Below are 16,025 nucleotides of genomic sequence, written 5' to 3'. Positions count from 1 at the left end.
ACCGTGCAGCTCACGTACACCGGCGATGAGGGCCGGTATTACCCCACGCTCGGCCTGGCCCCGCAGCCCGGCGAGACCTACGACCTGCCCGACGATCCGGGCGACGGCTGCTGGGACGCCGCGAAGCCCCAGGCGAAGAAGGCCTCCGCGGCCCCGCAGAAGAAGGAGGGCAGCGATGCCTAAGCCGTCCCATCTCTCCAGGCTGGGTGTGGCCAAGGAGGTCACCCCGGGCACCCCGGTCGCGGCTACCGCCTGGGTCCCCTACAAGACGCTCACGCCGAAGGACGACGTCAATCTCATCGAGGACACCGGGCAGCGTGGCGCCCCCGTCGACGTCTTCGGCCTGTACCCGGGCCAGAAGGGCGCCGAACTCGACCTGGGCGGCGACGTGTTCGCCGACACCATCGGCTGGCTGCTCGCCTCGGTGCTGCCCGACCTGGTCACCACCGGCGCCTCCGCCCCGTTCTCGCACGTGTTCTCCACGCTGTGCACCGGCGACACCCAGCCCACCCCGCAGACATGGACGATCGCCGATCCGCTCAACACCTGGCAGTACCCGGGCGCCCAGTTCTCCGAACTCGGCTTCAAATGGAACGCCGACGGCCTGTTCGAGTGGTCCGCGAAGGCGATGACCTGGCCCTACGCCACAACCACCACGCCGACGCCGTCCTACACGGCGGTGCCGCCCGTCGCGAACTGGGCGATCACCAACAAGATCGCGGGTACCAACACATTCGTCCAGGACGGCGAACTGACGATCAAGCGGAACGTGACCGTGATCCGCGGCTCCGCCGGCACGCAGAACCCGTACCGGATCTGGACCGGTGACGTGTCCGTCGAGGGCAAGCTGACCCTCGTCATGGAGGACGCCAGCCAGCGCACCATCTTCCAGGCCGGTACCGCGCAGTCCTTCGACTGCCTGTACAGCCAGGGCGCTGGCGCTGCCGCGAACGGCCTGACGCTGCACTGCTCGCAGGTCGCCTACACCGAGGGCACGCCGTCCTACGGCAAGGAATACATCGAGCTCCCCGTGTCCTTCACGGCGATCGGCAACACGAGCGACGTGGGCGCAAGCGGCGGCTACAGCCCGATCAAGGCGACGCTGCAGAACGCGATCACGTCCGGCACCTACAAGTAGAAAGATCACACCCTCATGAGCATCACCCGTCACCAGATGCCCGGCGAAGGCTGGGCCGACCTGCGCGACGCCGCGGACGTGCCCGAGCGGCTGCGGCGTCCTGTGCGCACGATCCAGATGAAGCTCGCGCAGAACCCAGCCTTCAAGGGCGTCGTCGAGGACGCCAAGACGAAGGGCGTCAAGGCGATGGAGGACATCGACGAGGCGCAGGCCGTCGAGATGGCCTCCGTCATGGGCGACGAGGCCCTGGGCCTCATGGACGAGCTCAACGACCGCCTCATCATCAGCAGGGTGGCCGGCTGGTCCTACGGCGACGAGGTCACCCTCGACGCCCTGCAGGACCTGCCCGGGGCGGTCTACGACAAGCTGAAAGAGATGTGCGCCGAGGGCGCCCTCGAGCAGGGTCCGGACTTCTCACCGTCAACCGAGGCGGACAGCCCTACCGAGCCCTCTACCGCCTCCGTGTAGCGCTAGAGGGGAAATACGACTACCCGCCGCACCAGCTGCCGATGGACGCATACCGGGACTGGCAGCTGTGCCGGGTAGTCGGCCCGCCCAACACGTGGCTGGACCTGCCGGCCGAACGGCTCGACTGGATCCTGGCCGTCGACGGGGCAGTTGAGCAGGCCAAGGCCAACGTCCAGGAGGAGGCAGCCCGTGCCTGACGGCATCACCGCCATCGTGCGCGGCACCAAGGAGGTGCGCGTCGCCCTGACGCGCATGGACCGTGAGATCGACCTCGCGACGGTCCGTGCGCTGAAGGCGACGCAGGCCCTGGCCAAGAAGTCCATCAGGTCCGGGATGCGGGGGCGGCCGCGGTGGGACCACCGCGGCAAGTCGTCGCGGACCGGGCCGACCGTCAGCCTGAACCTGACCCCGCACCACGTCTCCAAGGGCGGCGGCCCCGGGCGGCTGACGGGCAAGCTCACCCGCGGCGTCGGCGGCGTCCGCAGACCGAAGCCACTGCCCGGCGGCGGCTTCCAGGGCGGCGTCGGCGTCGGCGGCGGCGTGCGCAACCTGTACAAGAAGCGCATCGAAGGCCAGTACCCCTACGTCCGCCCCGGCATCCGCAAGGCCGAACCGAAGATGGCCGCCGTCTGGACGACGCACTGGCGGCGCGCCACCAGCATCTGACAACTCCACAGCGCGACTCGTGAGGGAGGTGACTCCCTCATGGGTGCTCTGCCCCCCGTCTTCATCGAGTTCCTGGGCCACTCCAAGGGCGTCAAGACCGCCATCGGTGACGTCAAGGCGGAGATGGCGGTCGCGGACGAGGCGGGCGCCGGCGCCTTCAAGAAGACCGGCCTCATGGCCAAGGCCGCTGTCATCGGCCTCGGGATCGCGGCCGCAGGCGTCGCCATCAAGACGGCGAAGATGGCCGGCGACTTCGAGCAGCAGATGACCCGCGTCCGCACGGGTGCGGGGGAGTCGGCGAAGAACATGGGCATGGTCGGTCAGGGCGTGCTCGCCATGGCCGGACAGGTCGGCCAGTCCACGGACGAGCTGACCAAGGGCCTGTACATGACGGAGTCCGCCGGATACCACGGCGCGAACGCCCTCAAGGTCCTCAAGACGGCGGCGATGGGCGCCAAGGTCGGTGCCGCCGATCTCAACACGACGACCGATGCCGCCACCACGGCGATGAACGCGTACCACACGGGCGCGAGCTCCGTCACCGACGTGATGAACAGCTTGATCGCGACCGAGGCCGAGGGAAAGACCAACCTCGAGGCCCTCGCCGGGTCAATGAGCACGATCCTGCCCGTGGCGGCGGCCGCGCACGTGGGACTGCATGAAGTCCTCGGTGCCATGGCCACGATGACCGCCCAGGGCACCCCGGCCGCCGTCGCGGCGACCTACCTGCGCCAGACCATCGGCCAGTTGAGCAACCCGTCCAACAAGGCCGCGACCGAGATGAAGAACCTCGGCCTCTCCGCCGTCCAGGTCGGGCAGAACCTCGGCAAGAAGGGCCTCGCGTCCACGCTGACGATGCTCACGGACGCCATCCAGAAGAAGATGGGCCCCGCCGGCACCGTCCTCATCCGGCACCTGCAGGGCGCCTCGAAGAACACCACCGAGTTCCAGCGGGCCCTCGCCAACCTGCCGCCGCAGCAGCAGACCTACGTCGGCGCGCTCGCCACGATGGTCGGCGGCACCAAGTCCATGCAGGCCGCGCTGCAGCTGACCGGCCCGCACATGAAGGACTTCATCAAGAACACCCAGGGCATCGACGAGCACGTCAAAAAGGGCGGCAAGAGCGTCGAGGGCTGGGCGGACGTCCAGAAAAACTTCAACCAGAAAATGGCCGAGGCCAAGGCCTCGGCGCAGGCCCTCGGCATCCAGGTCGGGCAGTTCCTGCTGCCCGCCTTCCAGGCGATCATGGGCGTGGTCGCCAAGGTCACCTCATTCCTGGCCGCGCACCGCAACGTCGCCAAGGCCCTGGCCATCGTCATCGGCGTCATCCTGGTCGCCGCGATCGCCGCCATGACCGCCGCCCTGTACGGGATGGCGGCCGCGGCCGCGGTCAACCCGGTCACCTGGATCGTGCTCGGGGTCATGGCGCTGATCGCCGCGATCATCATGCTGGCGATGCACTGGAAGACCGTCTGGGGCTTCGTCAAGCAGATCGCGGGCGATGTGGGCCGGTTCGTCGTCGGTCTCTGGCACACGGTGGCCAACGGCACGGCCAGCGTCTGGCGCTCCATCGTCGACTGGGTGAAGGGCGCCTGGCACGCGATCGCCTCGTTCTTCACAGCGGCCTGGCACATGGCGGTCGACCCGCTCGTGCACGGCTGGCAGATGCTGTGGCGCATCACGATGACGGTCTGGAACGCGATCTCCGGGTTCTTCAAGAAATGGTGGCCGCTGCTGCTGGTCATCTTCGCCACGCCCATCGCCATCCTGATCAGCCTGTGGAACCACACCCACAAGACCCTGGAGGCCGGCGCGCGCGCGATCTGGAATGGCATCGCGTCGTTCTTCAAGGCCGTGTGGAGCGGCATCAAGGCGGTCGCCGGACTGGTCTGGGCTGGGATCCAGGTCGCCGTCATCACGCCGATGATGTCCCTGTGGGGGGCGCTGAAGGCGGGCTGGCACACCATCTCCGGCTGGCTGAAGACGGCCTGGGGTGTGATCCGGAGCTTCGCCCTGACCGTCTGGTCGGGCATCAAGATCGCCATCATCAATCCGCTCATCGCGACGTGGCACGCGATCAGCTCCACGATGTCCAACATCGGCAAAGCCATCATGTCCGGCCTGAAGACGGTCCTGGGCTGGGCGAAGAGCTTCGTATCCAGCTTCGTCGACGTCGGCACCAACATCGTCAAGGGCATCATCCACGGCGTCGAGAGCATGGGCAGTTCGCTGTTCGGCTCGGTCAAGAACATCGCCAAAGGCGCCCTCGACGCGGCCAAGAACTTCCTCGGCATCAAGTCGCCGTCGAGGAAGTTCGCCGAGATCGGCGCCTACGTGGGGGCAGGCCTCATCCAGGGCCTCACCGGCTCAACCGCGAGGGTGAAGAGCGCGGCCAACCGCATCGCGCAGATGCTCTACCGCGAGTTCGGCTCTTCCGGGCACCGGCACCTGCAGGCCCTGGTGCGCAGGGACGGCGCCGAGCTGGTCAAGCTGGCCAACCAGCGCGACCGGATCTCGGCCCGGCTGAAGGCGGCGAACAAGAAGCTCGGCGACCTGCAAAAGGCCTGGAAGAAGACGCGGGACGACGTCGCGTCGAGCGTCATGCAGAACGTGTCCGTCGTCACGGCCTTGCCCGAAGGGTCCGTGGAGCTCACCAGCCAGGACGTCGTCGCGAACATGCGCGCGCAGGTCGCCAGGGCCAAGAAGTTCGCCGCGGACCTGACCAAGCTGCGCAAGATGCACCTGTCTGCCGACCTGATCAAGCAGATCGCCGACTCGGGTGTCGACCAGGGCGGGGCGACCGCGGCCGCGCTGGCGAGCGGGAACACGGCGCAGATCGCCGAGATCAACAAGCTGCAGGGGCAGGCCAAGGCGGCGGCCGGCAAGGTCGGCTCGGCGACCGCGGACAGCATGTACAAGGCGGGCATCGACTCGGCGAAGGGCCTGATCCGGGGCCTGCACTCGCAGCAGAAGAACATCGCCAAGGCGATGGAGCACATCGCCAAGGCGATGGCCAACGCCATCAAGAGAGCCCTGAAGATCCATTCTCCGTCTCAGGTGTTCCACGAGATCGGTGACTTCATCACCCAGGGCCTGGCGAACGGCATCAACGCCGGAACGAGGACCGCCCAGGCCGCCGCGCACGCGATGGCCGGCGCCGTGTCGGCCGCGGGCATGCCCACCGTCCCGAAGCTCGCCACGGGCCGGATGGGCTTCGTCGGGGCTGCGGTGGCAGGCGCCGCGTATGTGGACGTCCCCATCGTCGTGCAGCTCGACGGCGACGTGCTCTTCAAGAAGATGCAGCGCCGCACCCTGCAGCACGAGCGCCGCAACACCTCCAACGGCCTCTCGGCCAAGACTCGTTGAACAGGGGGCCCTCGTCGTGACCGTCCCAACCGGATTCCCCGTCGACGACGGCCCCCTGATCGGCACCTGGCCGCGCATCCTCATCCAGATCGCATGGAATGCGGGCGGCAACTCGACGGCGCCGAACCACTGGTACACCGTCTCCAAGCGGCTGCGCGGCCAGTGGAAGGCCACCCTCGCCGGACGGCAGTACGAGCTGGATTCCGTCACCAGCGGCCAGATGACGTTCTCCCTCGACAACCTCGACGGCGCGTTCGACCCCGACAACACCACCTCGTTCTTCTACCCCTACGTGCTGCCGTACCGCAGGGCCCGGCTCATCGCCCAGATCAGCCCGAGCGCCAACCTGCTGTACCCGTGGGTTGCGAACGGCACCCAGACGACCTCGATGGCCGTCTCCGCAGGGACGCTCGCCCTGGCGACTGGCCTGTCCGCCTCCACCTCGGGGCTGACCACCGCGCACGCCTGGACGCTCCCGAACGGGACCGGCCAGTTCGTCGGGCTCGGCCTGTCCGGCGCCACCCAGGCATGGACCGCTCACGACTGCGAGGGCACCACCGTCACGCCCGGGGCGTTCTACTCCGCCGGCGTCGACCTGCAGCTGGCCGCAGGCGGCATGACGTCCCTCAACTGCCAGGTGAAGCTCCAGTGGTACGACCTCGTCGGGAACCAGCTGGCGCAGACCGCCGGGCCGTCCGTCTCCGTCACCACGACATGGCAGCGCACCACCGTGGGCGGCACCGCCCCGGCGGGGGCCGCCTTCGGGATCCCCCTCATCGTCACCCTCGCCGCCACCACCGCGACCACCACGATCCGCGCAACCGGCTGGCAGCTGCAGAACGGCGCGGCCGGCGCCTGGGTCTACCCCGGCAGCTGGAACCAGCTGTGGCAGGGCTTCGTCGAGCGCTGGCCGCAGTCGTATGGCCAGAACGGCAAGTACGGTCTCGTCGACGTCACCTGTGTCGACGCGCTCGCCCCGCTGTCCCAGCTGACCTACTCCGACGTGATGCCCAGCTACCTCACGTCGTTCCAGTCGGCGAGCCTGCAGTGCGCCTACGACCTCGCCACCCCGGGCACCAGCCCGGACGTGCCAGGAGGGACCGCATTCAGGCCCTACGCGGGCGCCCAGCTCACGACCGGCGCCCTGGACGTCGTCGGGGCGAACATCACCTACGGCACGTCGATCACCTCGACGAACGACCTGGGGACCCTGTGGGGTGTTCCCGGGCCGGTGACGACCCTCGCCAGCAACCAGGCGGCCTCGCTGGGCAACAGCGCTGGTGCGACCTATCTGCAGCCCTGGGACGGCACCGATCACCTCATGCTGCCCAACGGCGGTTGGACACGGCTGATCTGCTTCCGCACCCCCAACCAGCCCGGCACCGGCGGCCGGTTCTCCACGGCCACCTTGTGGGCGGCAACCGGGCCCGGCTACCTCGCGGGCAGCGGCAACCAGTCCGTCGCCTCCGTCCTGATCTACAGCACCGGCTACCTCGCCATGAAGATCCAGAACGCGGGGAACACCGCCTCGGTCTACCTCATCGACTCCGGGCAGTTCGTGTGCGACGGGAACTGGCACTGCGCCGCCCTTTCACTGTCCGCGGACGGACTCACCGCCCGGCTGGTCCTGGACGGCGGATACATCTCCAACGTCGCCGCATCCAGCATGGCCTCGTCGACGTACACCATCGACGCCATTGGCGCGACGCTCACGACGAACGGCGCGGGGGAGAACACGACCCCCTTCAACGGAGACATCGCCTACTTCGCGCAGTGGAACACCGAAGTCGACGTCAACACCCTCTCGGACCTCACCGCCGGATTCGCGACCGGCTGGTCCGGCGATTCCGTCTACAACCGCATCAGCCGCCTGCTCACTCTTGCCAGCTTCCACCCGGGCAGCGGCGGCAACTTCCAGGCCATCGGCACGCAGGGCACCCTCGGAGCGATGGCTCTGAACGGGCGCACCGCCCTGGACGCCATCCAGGAGTCCGCGGACACCGAGAACGGCCAGTTCGCCGTCGACCGGTACGGCATCCCTACCCTGTTCGGGCACCTGTGGCGGTGGATCCAGAACACGCCGATCGCCACCTTCGGCGAGAACTTCCCCGGCGGCGAGATCCCCGTCGAGGACGACATCAAGTTCGAGCAGGACCCCGCCCACCTGTACAACGACGTACAGATCACCAGCGACGGGGCCGCGGACGCCACCGACGTCAACCGCATGCAGGAAGCGGAAGACACCACCAGCCAGACCGCCTACTTCCCGCAGTCCCTGACCCGCACGATCAACCCGAAGTCCGTGAACACCGGCGCGAGCATGGCGAACTACCTGCTCAGCCTCTACAAGGACCCGCACACCCGGCTGCAAGGCCTTACCGTCGACCTGGCGCACAGCCCGACTCTGCAGGCGAAGGTGGCGAGCCTGCGGTTCGCCGACCTCGTCCGCGTCATGAAACGGCCGGCACTGGCCCCGGCCAAGCAGCTCGACGGGTTCATCGAGCAGCTGGAGTGGTCCGGCGACGACACCGGGCAGGCGCTGCAGCTGCACCTGCAGGTCTCCCCAGCCTCCCAATACCGCTACTGGATGATCTCCGCCGCCTGGGCGGCCCTGTCCGCGGGGATCGCGGCCGGCGTCAGCGTCGTCACCGTCGGGCCGATCTCGGGCAATGCCGCGATCGCCGCGCAGTACGTCATCCCGGGCGGCTACCAGATGGTTCTCGGCTACGGCACCCCCAACGCCGAGACCGTCACCGTCCAGTCCGTGCAGACCGTCACGGCCGGATACAGCACCGTGCAGCTCACCCTCACCGCGAACACCACAAAGTCCCATTCCAGCGGGGACCTGATCTGCTCGCCGATGCCCGCCGGAGCGACGCTGCCCCCTGGCGGCACCTATCCCACCTGTTACGACGCGGCCGCCGTATTTGGCGGCACCAGCCCGCTGTTCGGCTTCGGATGACCTCGGAGGAACCATGGCCCGTCCCGCTATCACCCCGGCCACAGCCGGGTTCCCGGCCTCCGATGCCTGGTGGCTCGCCCAGGTCTACAACCCGATCAACTGGCTGTACAACAACGCGCCGCAGGTCGTCAGCTACACCGCGATCACCGCGAACACTTCCACGACGACCACCACCGAGGCCGTCGCCATCACCACGCCGTCGATCACCTTCCAGAACGGTCACGCCTTCCGCATCACCTACAAGGGCCTGGCCGCGGGCACCGCTTCCGACCAGGGCCAGTTCCGTGTGCGGAAGACCAACACGTCGGGCACCGCGTACATCGACGGCTTCCGTCAGCAGATCTTCAGCGGCAACACGATGTTCACGCTGCAGAACATTTGCGCGAACAACTCCGGCGCCGACATCTCCGCCGTCCTCGTCGGCACCTACCAGCTCGTCACTGGCGGCACCGGCAACGTCTCCGTGGCCGCCAGCACCAACAATGTCGCCTACATCCTCGTCGAGGACATGGGCCCCTCCAGCAACTTCACCAACGCCACCGCCATCACCTGAGAGGCCCCCGATGAGCCTGCCCGCCAACGGCTACACCCCCCGCTCCGTCAGCGTGACCGTGACCGCCACGGACCCCGACACCCTCGCCCAGGACGGCGCCGTCGCCGAGGTCACCTTCCAGAGCGGCATCACCGACGCGTCCAGCGCGATCGTCCAGGCCATCGCGGGTGCCATCGCCACCACCCTCACCGACGCCTACCCCGGCTGGAACGTCAGCCAGAGCGCATCGACGACCGGCATCTCACCCGTGCAGCTGACCTGACCTGCGTCACCCTCCCGGGCCCCGGCCGAAGCGGCTGGGGCTTTTTCACGCCCTCAAGGAGCCCAGTGAAGATCCGTTTCATCGACGAGTACTCCAGCCACATTGGAGGCCGCCTCGGCAGGCACGTCGAGCACGACCCGCGCTCCCGCGCCTACGCCCTCTCCGAGGACCTGCTGCCGTCCACGTACACCAGCGCCGTCCACACGGTGCGGATCCCCGTCCTGGACCAGGGCAACTTGGGATCGTGCACCGGCCATGCCGCCGAAGCGTTCAGCGGTAGCGACCCGCTGTACCTCGCCATCCCGACCACGGTGAAGGCCCGGCCCACCGGCGACACCTCCACGGACGAGACCCAGGCCGTTGCCCTCTACAGCGCGGCAACCCGCCTCGACAACGTCCAGGGCGTCTACCCGCCCACCGACACCGGCTCGACCGGCGTCGCCGTCGCCAAGGCCGCACAGAAGGCCGGCCTCATCTCCGGCTACCAGCACGCCTTCAGCCTCGACTCGGCACTCAAGGCCCTCACCGCCAGCCCGCTGATCGTCGGCGTCAACTGGTACGAAGGCTTCGACAGCCCAGACCCGAGCGGTCTGGTGACCATCTCCGGCGGTATCCGCGGCGGCCACGAGTTCCTCCTGTACGGCATCGACGCCTCCAAGCAGCACGTCCTCGCCCGCAACTCCTGGGGCACCGGGTGGGGCGTGAAGGGGACGTTCTCGTTCTCCTTCGACGACCTCGGCCGCCTGCTCGACGAGGACGGCGACGCAACCCTGTTCGTCCCGCTCACCAGCCCGGCGCCCACCCCGACGCCGACTCCCACCCCGTCCGCCGTCGACCAGGCCCTCGCCGCGTCGATGCACACCTGGCTCACCGCGAAGGGACTGTGACCATGACCAGCACCCGCGACCAGTTCGTCAACCTCCTCAAGAGCCAGGCTGGATACCACGAAGGCCGCGACCAGAACGGCATCTGGAACAACATCCAGAAGTTCAGCGAGCAGACCCCCGGCCTGGAGTGGTCCGACGGGCAGCCTTGGTGCGCCGTCTTCGAGGCGTGGGGTGCCCACCACAACGGCATCGACGCCCTGTGGCCGATGACCGCATCGTGCGCGCTCGCCGTCTCCTGGTGGAAGAAGCAGAACCGGTTCACCGAATACCCCGTCCTCGGTGGCCCGTTCTACATGGGCCCCGGAGGAGCGGACCACACCGGCGTCGTGTGGAAGTACGACGCCGACACCATCTGGACCATCGAGGGCAACAGCAACGACAACGGCTCCTATCAGGGCGACGGCGTCTACCTGCACCAGCGGCCCCGCCGGGGTACGGGCAGCCCTTATGGCTACGGGGTCCCTGCGTATGCGGAGGGGACGATCTCCGCCGACCCGAGCCTCGGCGGTACGGCCGCTGCAGAGGTTCCGGTGCCGCAGCCGGCCTACGAGCCGTTCCCAGGCGGCTCGTTCTTCGTCAATGGCCGCCGCAGCCCGATCATCGCGGCGATGCACAAGCGGCTCGTCGCGGTCGGCTGCGGCCGCTACCAGTCCGACGCCAACGCCGACGTGTGGGGCTCGGGCGACGAACGGTCCTATGCGGCCTGGCAGCGGCACCTCGGCTTCGCCGGCACCGACGCCGACGGCATCCCCGGCAAGACCAGCTGGGACAAGCTCCACGTCCCGAACGTCTGACCCCTTCACTGAACGGAGAACCCCCATGGCCAGTGCGCCCGTCGAGGCGAAGGTGAAGGCGGCCACGTCGGCAACCTTCGTCGTGTCCCTCGTCATCGCCGTCCTCAACGGCGTTGTCGCGGACGACTCCCTGCTGAAGCCGCTGCCGTCCTGGCTGCAGCCCGTCATCATCGCGATCGTCCCGGCCGCGATCACGTTCCTTTCCGGCTGGAACGCCAGCCACACGCCGCGCACCCCGTCGGGGTCCTGACCCTGCCCCATGCGAGCGGCCTGGAGGTGGCATGGACGCCGCCCTCGTCACAGCCATAGGCGTGATCGGAAGCGCCGCAGTGGCGGGGGCGGCAGCCATGTACGGCTCCAAGGTCGCAGGGCGAGCCCAGCAGGAGGGCACCGCGGTGAACGGGTTCAGCAGCCTGACGAACGAGCTCCAAGAGGAACGCAAGGAGCTCAAAACCGAGGTGGCCGCGCTCAAGCTGGAACTCGCCGCCGAGCGCGCCGAGTCGGCACGGCTACGCCTCGTCGTGCAGTCGCTGGGAGGGACGCCATGACGCGCACCGAACGGGTGCTCGCCCGACGGTGGAAGCCCATCGCCCTCCTGGCGTTCCTGCTGTTCCTCACCGGCGCCGTGATGCTCGTCTACGTGCGCGTCCAGGCCGAAGCGGCGCGCGCTAACGAGCTCGCTGCCGAGGCCGACCTGCGCGGCCAGGCCGTCACCACGCTCGCCTCCGATGTGCGGCTCCTACGCGCCCAGATCACGGCCAAGGGAGGCACCCCGGCGGCGCCCGATCCGACCAAGGCCGTCAAGAATCTGCCCGATCGCGCGGCGGTCCCCGTGCCTATCCCGGGGCCGCCGGGGCCCAAGGGTGACAAGGGCGATCCGGGCAAGGCCGCACCGACCATCACCCCGTCGCCTGGACCATCCGGAGCCGCGGGCGCCGCCGGCGTCCCCGGGCCACAGGGCCCCCAGGGCGAGCCAGGGGCAGACTCCACCGTCCCCGGCCCCCAAGGGCCGCAGGGTGAGCAGGGGCCGGCCGGACCGCCGCCATCCGGCTGGACGTACACGGACGGCACAGGCGCTACCTACGAGTGCACGCCGGACAGCGACGGATCCACCCACTACACATGCCGGATGACGAGCGCCGGCAGCGGCAGTTCGCCGAGCCCCCAAGGCCGCGGCCTGCTCGGCGCAGCGATGCTCGCCATGACCGCCAGATACCGAAGGTTGTGAGGAGAACGACATGCCGCTGCCCGCAGGCGTTGAGCTGGTCACCGTCCGCTCGGCGCAGCCCCTCACACTGCCCGACGGCACCTGGATCCAGGGCACCCTCACCTTCACCGGCCCCGACCTCGTCACCATCGGCGGCCAAGACGTCGTCCTCGGCGGCGGCGTCAAAGTCCAGCTCGCCGACGGCCAGTTCTCGGTGCCGCTGGTCGCCACTGACGCGACCGGCATGTCCCCGACCGGCTGGACGTACAAGGTCGTCGCCAACTTCACCAACGCACCCAGCTGGACCCGGTACATCAGCCTGCCCAAGGCGACGCCGAGCGTGGCCCTCGCCGACGTCCTGGTCCCCGATCCAGTAGCCGGTACCTACACCGTGCTCGCCGTGCCGCGAGGCGGCGTCACTCTGGCAACGTCTGGCGCCCCGGCGTCTGGGCTCGGCATCGACGGCGATTGGGCCCTCGATACCGGCACCCGCCGCCTGTACGGGCCGAAGGCGGCCGGGGCCTGGCCCGCGTTCTCCGTCATCCCCGCACCGACCGCCACCGGCTGGGTGAGGAACGGGTTCGCCGTCCTGTCCGGCACCGACCTGTACCTCACCCACGCCGCCGACGGATTCGGCGCAGGCTCGTCCTGGTACGGCACGGCGCAGCCCACAGACGGTCTCGACGTCACCTTCGACGTCGAGATGAGCGGCGGCACCGGCGCCGACGGCGTCACCTTCGCCCTCGCCGCCCCGGCCACCGCCGCCACGTTCGTCGGCGCCGGCGGCGGCGACCTCGGCCTCACCGGCTGCACCGCCGTCGCCCTGGCCCTCGACACCGGCGGCGGATCCCGCGCCCGCATCGTCACCACCACGGCCACGGCCATGACGACCGTGGCGACCTACGGCGGGGCGCTCACCCTGCGGCCGGCCCCGGTCTCCGTCCGCGTCCGCTACGCGTCCGGGGCGCTGTCGGCGTGGGTGGGTGGAACGCAGATCTTCAACGCTGTCGCCGTCGCCGCGACGTCCACCGCACTGGTCGGGTGGACGGGCAGCAACGGCGGCAGCAACGACAACCACATCGTCCGCAACACCTCGTTCGTCGCCCGCGGCGGCATCCAGCTCTGAACACGACAGCGCCCCCTGCGTGGTCCCCGCGACCGCGCAGGGGGCGTTTCGTCATGCCCTGGCTCAGTCCTCCAGGTCGATGCGGAAGTCGACGATGGTGGTGTCGCCGCGGCGCACGATCGGATGGGCAACCTCGACGATCCGGCCGGTGTCGGCGATGTGCTTGCGCGTGTACCGCAGCACGGGCACGCCGGCGCCGATGCGCAGCGTCGCGGCCTCGAGCTCGGTCGGCATGGCCGCCGTGAACGACTCCGTGATGGCCGTGACGCGGATGCCGAGCGTCGCCAGCTGGGCCTTGGTGCCGCCTGGCCACGGCTCGTTGATCGGGTCGGCGACCGGGGTTCCTTGCACGTCCGACCAGCGCACGTAGGAGACGCTCATCTGGGTGGGCTGGTCGTTGTCGTAGAACACGAAGTGCCGGGCGAGGAGCCGCTCGCCGACCTCGCACTCGAACAGCGCGGCAAGCTCAGGGTCGGCCTGTACCCGCTCGAACCGCTTGTCGAGCCGGTACTCGGACCAGCCGATGCCCTGGTCCCTGGTGTACGGCGTCGACTTCGCCCCGGGCGTCGTCCGGTACCGGTCGGATGCAAGCCGGTGGATGGCAGGCCGCGGGCGGACGCGGGTACCGGCGCGGGCCCGGCTCTCGATGAGGCCCTCGTTGCGGAGCAGGGCGAGGGCGTTGCGGATCGTCGTCTCGGAGACGCCGCCGTACTCGCGGCACAGCTCGGGGAGTGTCGGGATCTGGTCGCCGGGCCCGTACTCGCCGGAGGAGATGCGGCGCCGCAGGTCGGCGGCGATCCGCAGGTACTCAGGCTGTGCCACCACGGCACCCCCAATCGGAGCGATCACGTCAATCTGAGTACACATACTCTCCCCTGCCCCTTGACCAGCGCCAATCCCGGCTACATTCTGAGTACAGATAAGCAGTACCTGTACTCAGATAACCACTGTCTCCGGGGGACAGCTATGCCCGAGTCGGGTCATACCTGGCGGAAGCCGTTCAAGGGCGAGCCCATCGAGGCCGCCCACGTCCGCCTGTGGACCGCCGGCCGCGTGAAGCACCCCGACGCCCCGCTCATCGCACACGAGCTGTACGTCGCCGTCCTCAAGGCCGGCGCCCCCGTCATCGAGATGACCCTCTCGACCGCGGGCAACCGCATCCGCATCACCGCCGAGGGCGCCGACCCGCTCCCCGTCAGCTATAGCCACGGGCCCGGCTGGACGCTCATCAACGGCCTCGCCCACCTCACCGGGATCACCACCGACGAGTGCGGACTGTGGGCGCAGCTGGGGATACAGCGGTGAAGCCCGAGCCGCCGCCCGTCCAGGAGCTGAACAAGGCTCAGTACGACGGCTGGGCGTGCTGCTGGTGCGGCAAGGACATCTGGAGCGGCGCCGTCAGCGCGGGCATCGCGCGGGGGCAGCAGGGGGCCGTCGTCCTCGACATCGAGGTCTATGCGTGCGCGAGCTGCGCCGTCGCCCCGGAGACTTCCCGGAAGGAGTCGTGATGTACGAGGGCACCAAGATCTGCTGCCGCTGCCAGCTGGGCATCCTGCCCGGCGATCCCTACGACGAGATCGTGCACGACCGCCCCACCGGGCCGCACCTCGTCCAGTTCGCCCACAAGGGCGGCACCTGCAAGCAGCAGCCCCGCCAAGAGACCCCCGTCCGCTCCTGTACCCCGTGAGCACGTAGGGGCGGACGGGCCCAACGCGGCCCCGGTCGGCTGAACTCCCCCTCGCCGACCGGGGCCGCTCCATGTCCTGACCTGCGGGGACGTAACGGTCTGTAGCCGTTAGCTAGTGGTGTGATCACAACATCTTGGGGTTCCCGGTGCCCGTCCCTCCGCTGATGAGGAAGGACAGCCGCGCGTCGAGCAGCGCCCTGAGCACCTGGTCCCCGCCGGGCGGCACCGTGCCGGCCGCGACGAGTTCGTCGAGCGTGAACGCGCGCGGCCGTACGACCCGCAGGGACAGACAGGCACAGCCGACGGCGACCGGAGGAAGCACCGCGTGCAGCCGCGTTCCGTCCGGCAGCCGGGCGTCCACCCAAGGTCGCGCGTCGTCGAGGCGCCGCCCCGCCACCGCGGCGAGCCGCTGCGCGAGTCGTCGTACGGCGGCCGCGTCGGGGAAGGAGACGGCGGTCAGTTCGAGTCCGCCGCCCCGGTCCACCCAGACCCGGTCCGGCGCCGACACCAGGACGTCCGTCACCGACGGGTCGGCGAGCAGCGGCTCCAGGGGCCCGCTGCCGACCAGTTCGGACCGCAACCGCTCGGCCGCGCCCAGCACCTCGGCGTCCCCGAGGACCCGCCCCTGCTCCCGCAGTGCCTGTGCCACCCGCGCGGGCGTCGGCTCGGCCCCGCTCTCGGCCAGCCACTGCCGTACGCCGGCCAGCAGCCCGTGGGCGGTGTCGGCGCCGGCCGCCGAGGTCGCCGTGAGAACACCGGCCGGGGTCGGCCGCAGCCGTCCGGCAGGGGCGACCGGTGCCCCATCAGGCAGCCGTCGCTCGACGAGACCCGCTGCCGGATCACCCGTCCGCGACACCTCGGCGGAACCCCTGCCCGCGCCGCCTACCCGTTCGAACCCTGAGAACATGC

The 16,025-nt window shown here is 69.4% G+C and carries 19 protein-coding genes and 1 pseudogene; 18 read left to right on the top strand and 2 right to left on the bottom strand.

Annotation, left to right across the window (positions count from 1 at the left end; all coding sequences use genetic code 11):
• The first annotated feature begins 3 nt into the window (after window positions 1–3).
• The 15 genes from H293_RS0115695 to H293_RS0115620 all read left to right on the top strand — a co-directional run bounded on the left by H293_RS0115695 (window position 4) and on the right by H293_RS0115620 (window position 13,429).
• The gene (locus H293_RS0115695) at window positions 4–183 is read left to right on the top strand and encodes a hypothetical protein (protein WP_020118811.1); all 180 of its coding nucleotides are present in this window, start codon (window positions 4–6) and stop codon (window positions 181–183) included.
• Complete coding sequence (locus H293_RS0115690; protein ID WP_020118810.1) at window positions 176–1,138, top strand: phage tail tube protein; 963 nt, start codon at window positions 176–178, stop codon at window positions 1,136–1,138. The genes H293_RS0115695 and H293_RS0115690 overlap by 8 nt, the downstream gene beginning before the upstream one ends.
• 15 nt (window positions 1,139–1,153) lie before the next feature.
• A complete protein-coding gene (locus H293_RS0115685) occupies window positions 1,154–1,606 on the top strand; it encodes a hypothetical protein (protein WP_020118809.1) in 453 nt (150 codons plus the stop codon).
• A 41-nt stretch (window positions 1,607–1,647) separates the two neighbouring features.
• Entirely contained in the window at window positions 1,648–1,803 is a 156-nt protein-coding gene (locus tag H293_RS59175) for a hypothetical protein (RefSeq protein WP_020118808.1), read from the top strand.
• Complete coding sequence (locus tag H293_RS0115675; protein ID WP_020118807.1) at window positions 1,796–2,272, top strand: hypothetical protein; 477 nt, start codon at window positions 1,796–1,798, stop codon at window positions 2,270–2,272. Before H293_RS59175 ends, H293_RS0115675 begins: the two co-directional genes overlap by 8 nt.
• 39 nt (window positions 2,273–2,311) lie before the next feature.
• Window positions 2,312–5,638 carry a phage tail tape measure protein gene (locus H293_RS52710; protein ID WP_020118806.1) on the top strand — a complete coding sequence of 1,109 codons (3,327 nt, stop codon included), beginning with the start codon at window positions 2,312–2,314 and terminating at the stop codon, window positions 5,636–5,638.
• A 16-nt stretch (window positions 5,639–5,654) separates the two neighbouring features.
• Entirely contained in the window at window positions 5,655–8,600 is a 2,946-nt protein-coding gene (locus tag H293_RS0115660) for a hypothetical protein (RefSeq protein ID WP_020118805.1), read from the top strand.
• Window positions 8,601–8,613: 13 nt separating this feature from the next.
• The gene (locus H293_RS0115655; RefSeq protein WP_020118804.1) at window positions 8,614–9,153 is read left to right on the top strand and encodes a hypothetical protein; all 540 of its coding nucleotides are present in this window, start codon (window positions 8,614–8,616) and stop codon (window positions 9,151–9,153) included.
• 10 nt (window positions 9,154–9,163) lie between these two features.
• On the top strand, window positions 9,164–9,415 hold the full coding sequence (locus tag H293_RS61400; RefSeq protein WP_020118803.1) for a hypothetical protein: 252 nt from the start codon (window positions 9,164–9,166) through the stop codon (window positions 9,413–9,415).
• Window positions 9,416–9,480: 65 nt separating this feature from the next.
• Window positions 9,481–10,302 (top strand): C1 family peptidase, encoded by an 822-nt coding sequence (locus H293_RS0115645; protein ID WP_020118802.1) that lies wholly within the window; start codon window positions 9,481–9,483, stop codon window positions 10,300–10,302.
• Between the two features lie 2 nt (window positions 10,303–10,304).
• Window positions 10,305–11,096 carry a peptidoglycan-binding protein gene (locus H293_RS0115640; protein WP_020118801.1) on the top strand — a complete coding sequence of 264 codons (792 nt, stop codon included), beginning with the start codon at window positions 10,305–10,307 and terminating at the stop codon, window positions 11,094–11,096.
• A 25-nt stretch (window positions 11,097–11,121) separates the two neighbouring features.
• Window positions 11,122–11,346 carry a hypothetical protein gene (locus H293_RS0115635; RefSeq protein ID WP_020118800.1) on the top strand — a complete coding sequence of 75 codons (225 nt, stop codon included), beginning with the start codon at window positions 11,122–11,124 and terminating at the stop codon, window positions 11,344–11,346.
• A gap of 31 nt (window positions 11,347–11,377) precedes the next feature.
• Window positions 11,378–11,644, top strand: coding sequence for a hypothetical protein (locus H293_RS0115630; protein ID WP_020118799.1), 267 nt, complete (start codon window positions 11,378–11,380; stop codon window positions 11,642–11,644).
• Complete coding sequence (locus H293_RS61395) at window positions 11,641–12,324, top strand: hypothetical protein (RefSeq protein WP_051138103.1); 684 nt, start codon at window positions 11,641–11,643, stop codon at window positions 12,322–12,324. Before H293_RS0115630 ends, H293_RS61395 begins: the two co-directional genes overlap by 4 nt.
• 10 nt (window positions 12,325–12,334) lie before the next feature.
• Entirely contained in the window at window positions 12,335–13,429 is a 1,095-nt protein-coding gene (locus tag H293_RS0115620) for a lectin-like domain-containing protein (RefSeq protein WP_028807882.1), read from the top strand.
• A gap of 63 nt (window positions 13,430–13,492) precedes the next feature.
• Here H293_RS0115620 and H293_RS0115615 read toward each other — a convergent pair whose 3' ends face one another.
• A complete protein-coding gene (locus H293_RS0115615) occupies window positions 13,493–14,278 on the bottom strand; it encodes a GntR family transcriptional regulator (protein WP_259294476.1) in 786 nt (261 codons plus the stop codon).
• A 117-nt stretch (window positions 14,279–14,395) separates the two neighbouring features.
• Between H293_RS0115615 and H293_RS0115610 the strand changes: the two genes are divergently transcribed.
• From H293_RS0115610 to H293_RS0115600, 3 genes are read left to right on the top strand one after another with little or no spacing between them, the layout of a single operon-like run.
• Window positions 14,396–14,734 carry a hypothetical protein gene (locus H293_RS0115610; RefSeq protein WP_020118797.1) on the top strand — a complete coding sequence of 113 codons (339 nt, stop codon included), beginning with the start codon at window positions 14,396–14,398 and terminating at the stop codon, window positions 14,732–14,734.
• Complete coding sequence (locus H293_RS0115605) at window positions 14,731–14,937, top strand: hypothetical protein (protein ID WP_020118796.1); 207 nt, start codon at window positions 14,731–14,733, stop codon at window positions 14,935–14,937. The genes H293_RS0115610 and H293_RS0115605 overlap by 4 nt, the downstream gene beginning before the upstream one ends.
• On the top strand, window positions 14,937–15,116 hold the full coding sequence (locus H293_RS0115600; RefSeq protein WP_020118795.1) for a hypothetical protein: 180 nt from the start codon (window positions 14,937–14,939) through the stop codon (window positions 15,114–15,116). Before H293_RS0115605 ends, H293_RS0115600 begins: the two co-directional genes overlap by 1 nt.
• A 127-nt stretch (window positions 15,117–15,243) precedes the next feature.
• Here H293_RS0115600 and H293_RS49525 read toward each other — a convergent pair.
• Window positions 15,244–16,023, bottom strand: a pseudogene (locus H293_RS49525) (ATPase, T2SS/T4P/T4SS family); the annotation flags it as partial.
• Between the last annotated feature and the right edge of the window lie 2 nt (window positions 16,024–16,025).

The sequence above is a fragment of the Streptomyces canus 299MFChir4.1 genome (assembly GCF_000383615.1).
Lineage (GTDB): Bacteria > Actinomycetota > Actinomycetes > Streptomycetales > Streptomycetaceae > Streptomyces > Streptomyces canus_C.
This window is presented reverse-complemented; position numbering and strand designations above follow the sequence as displayed.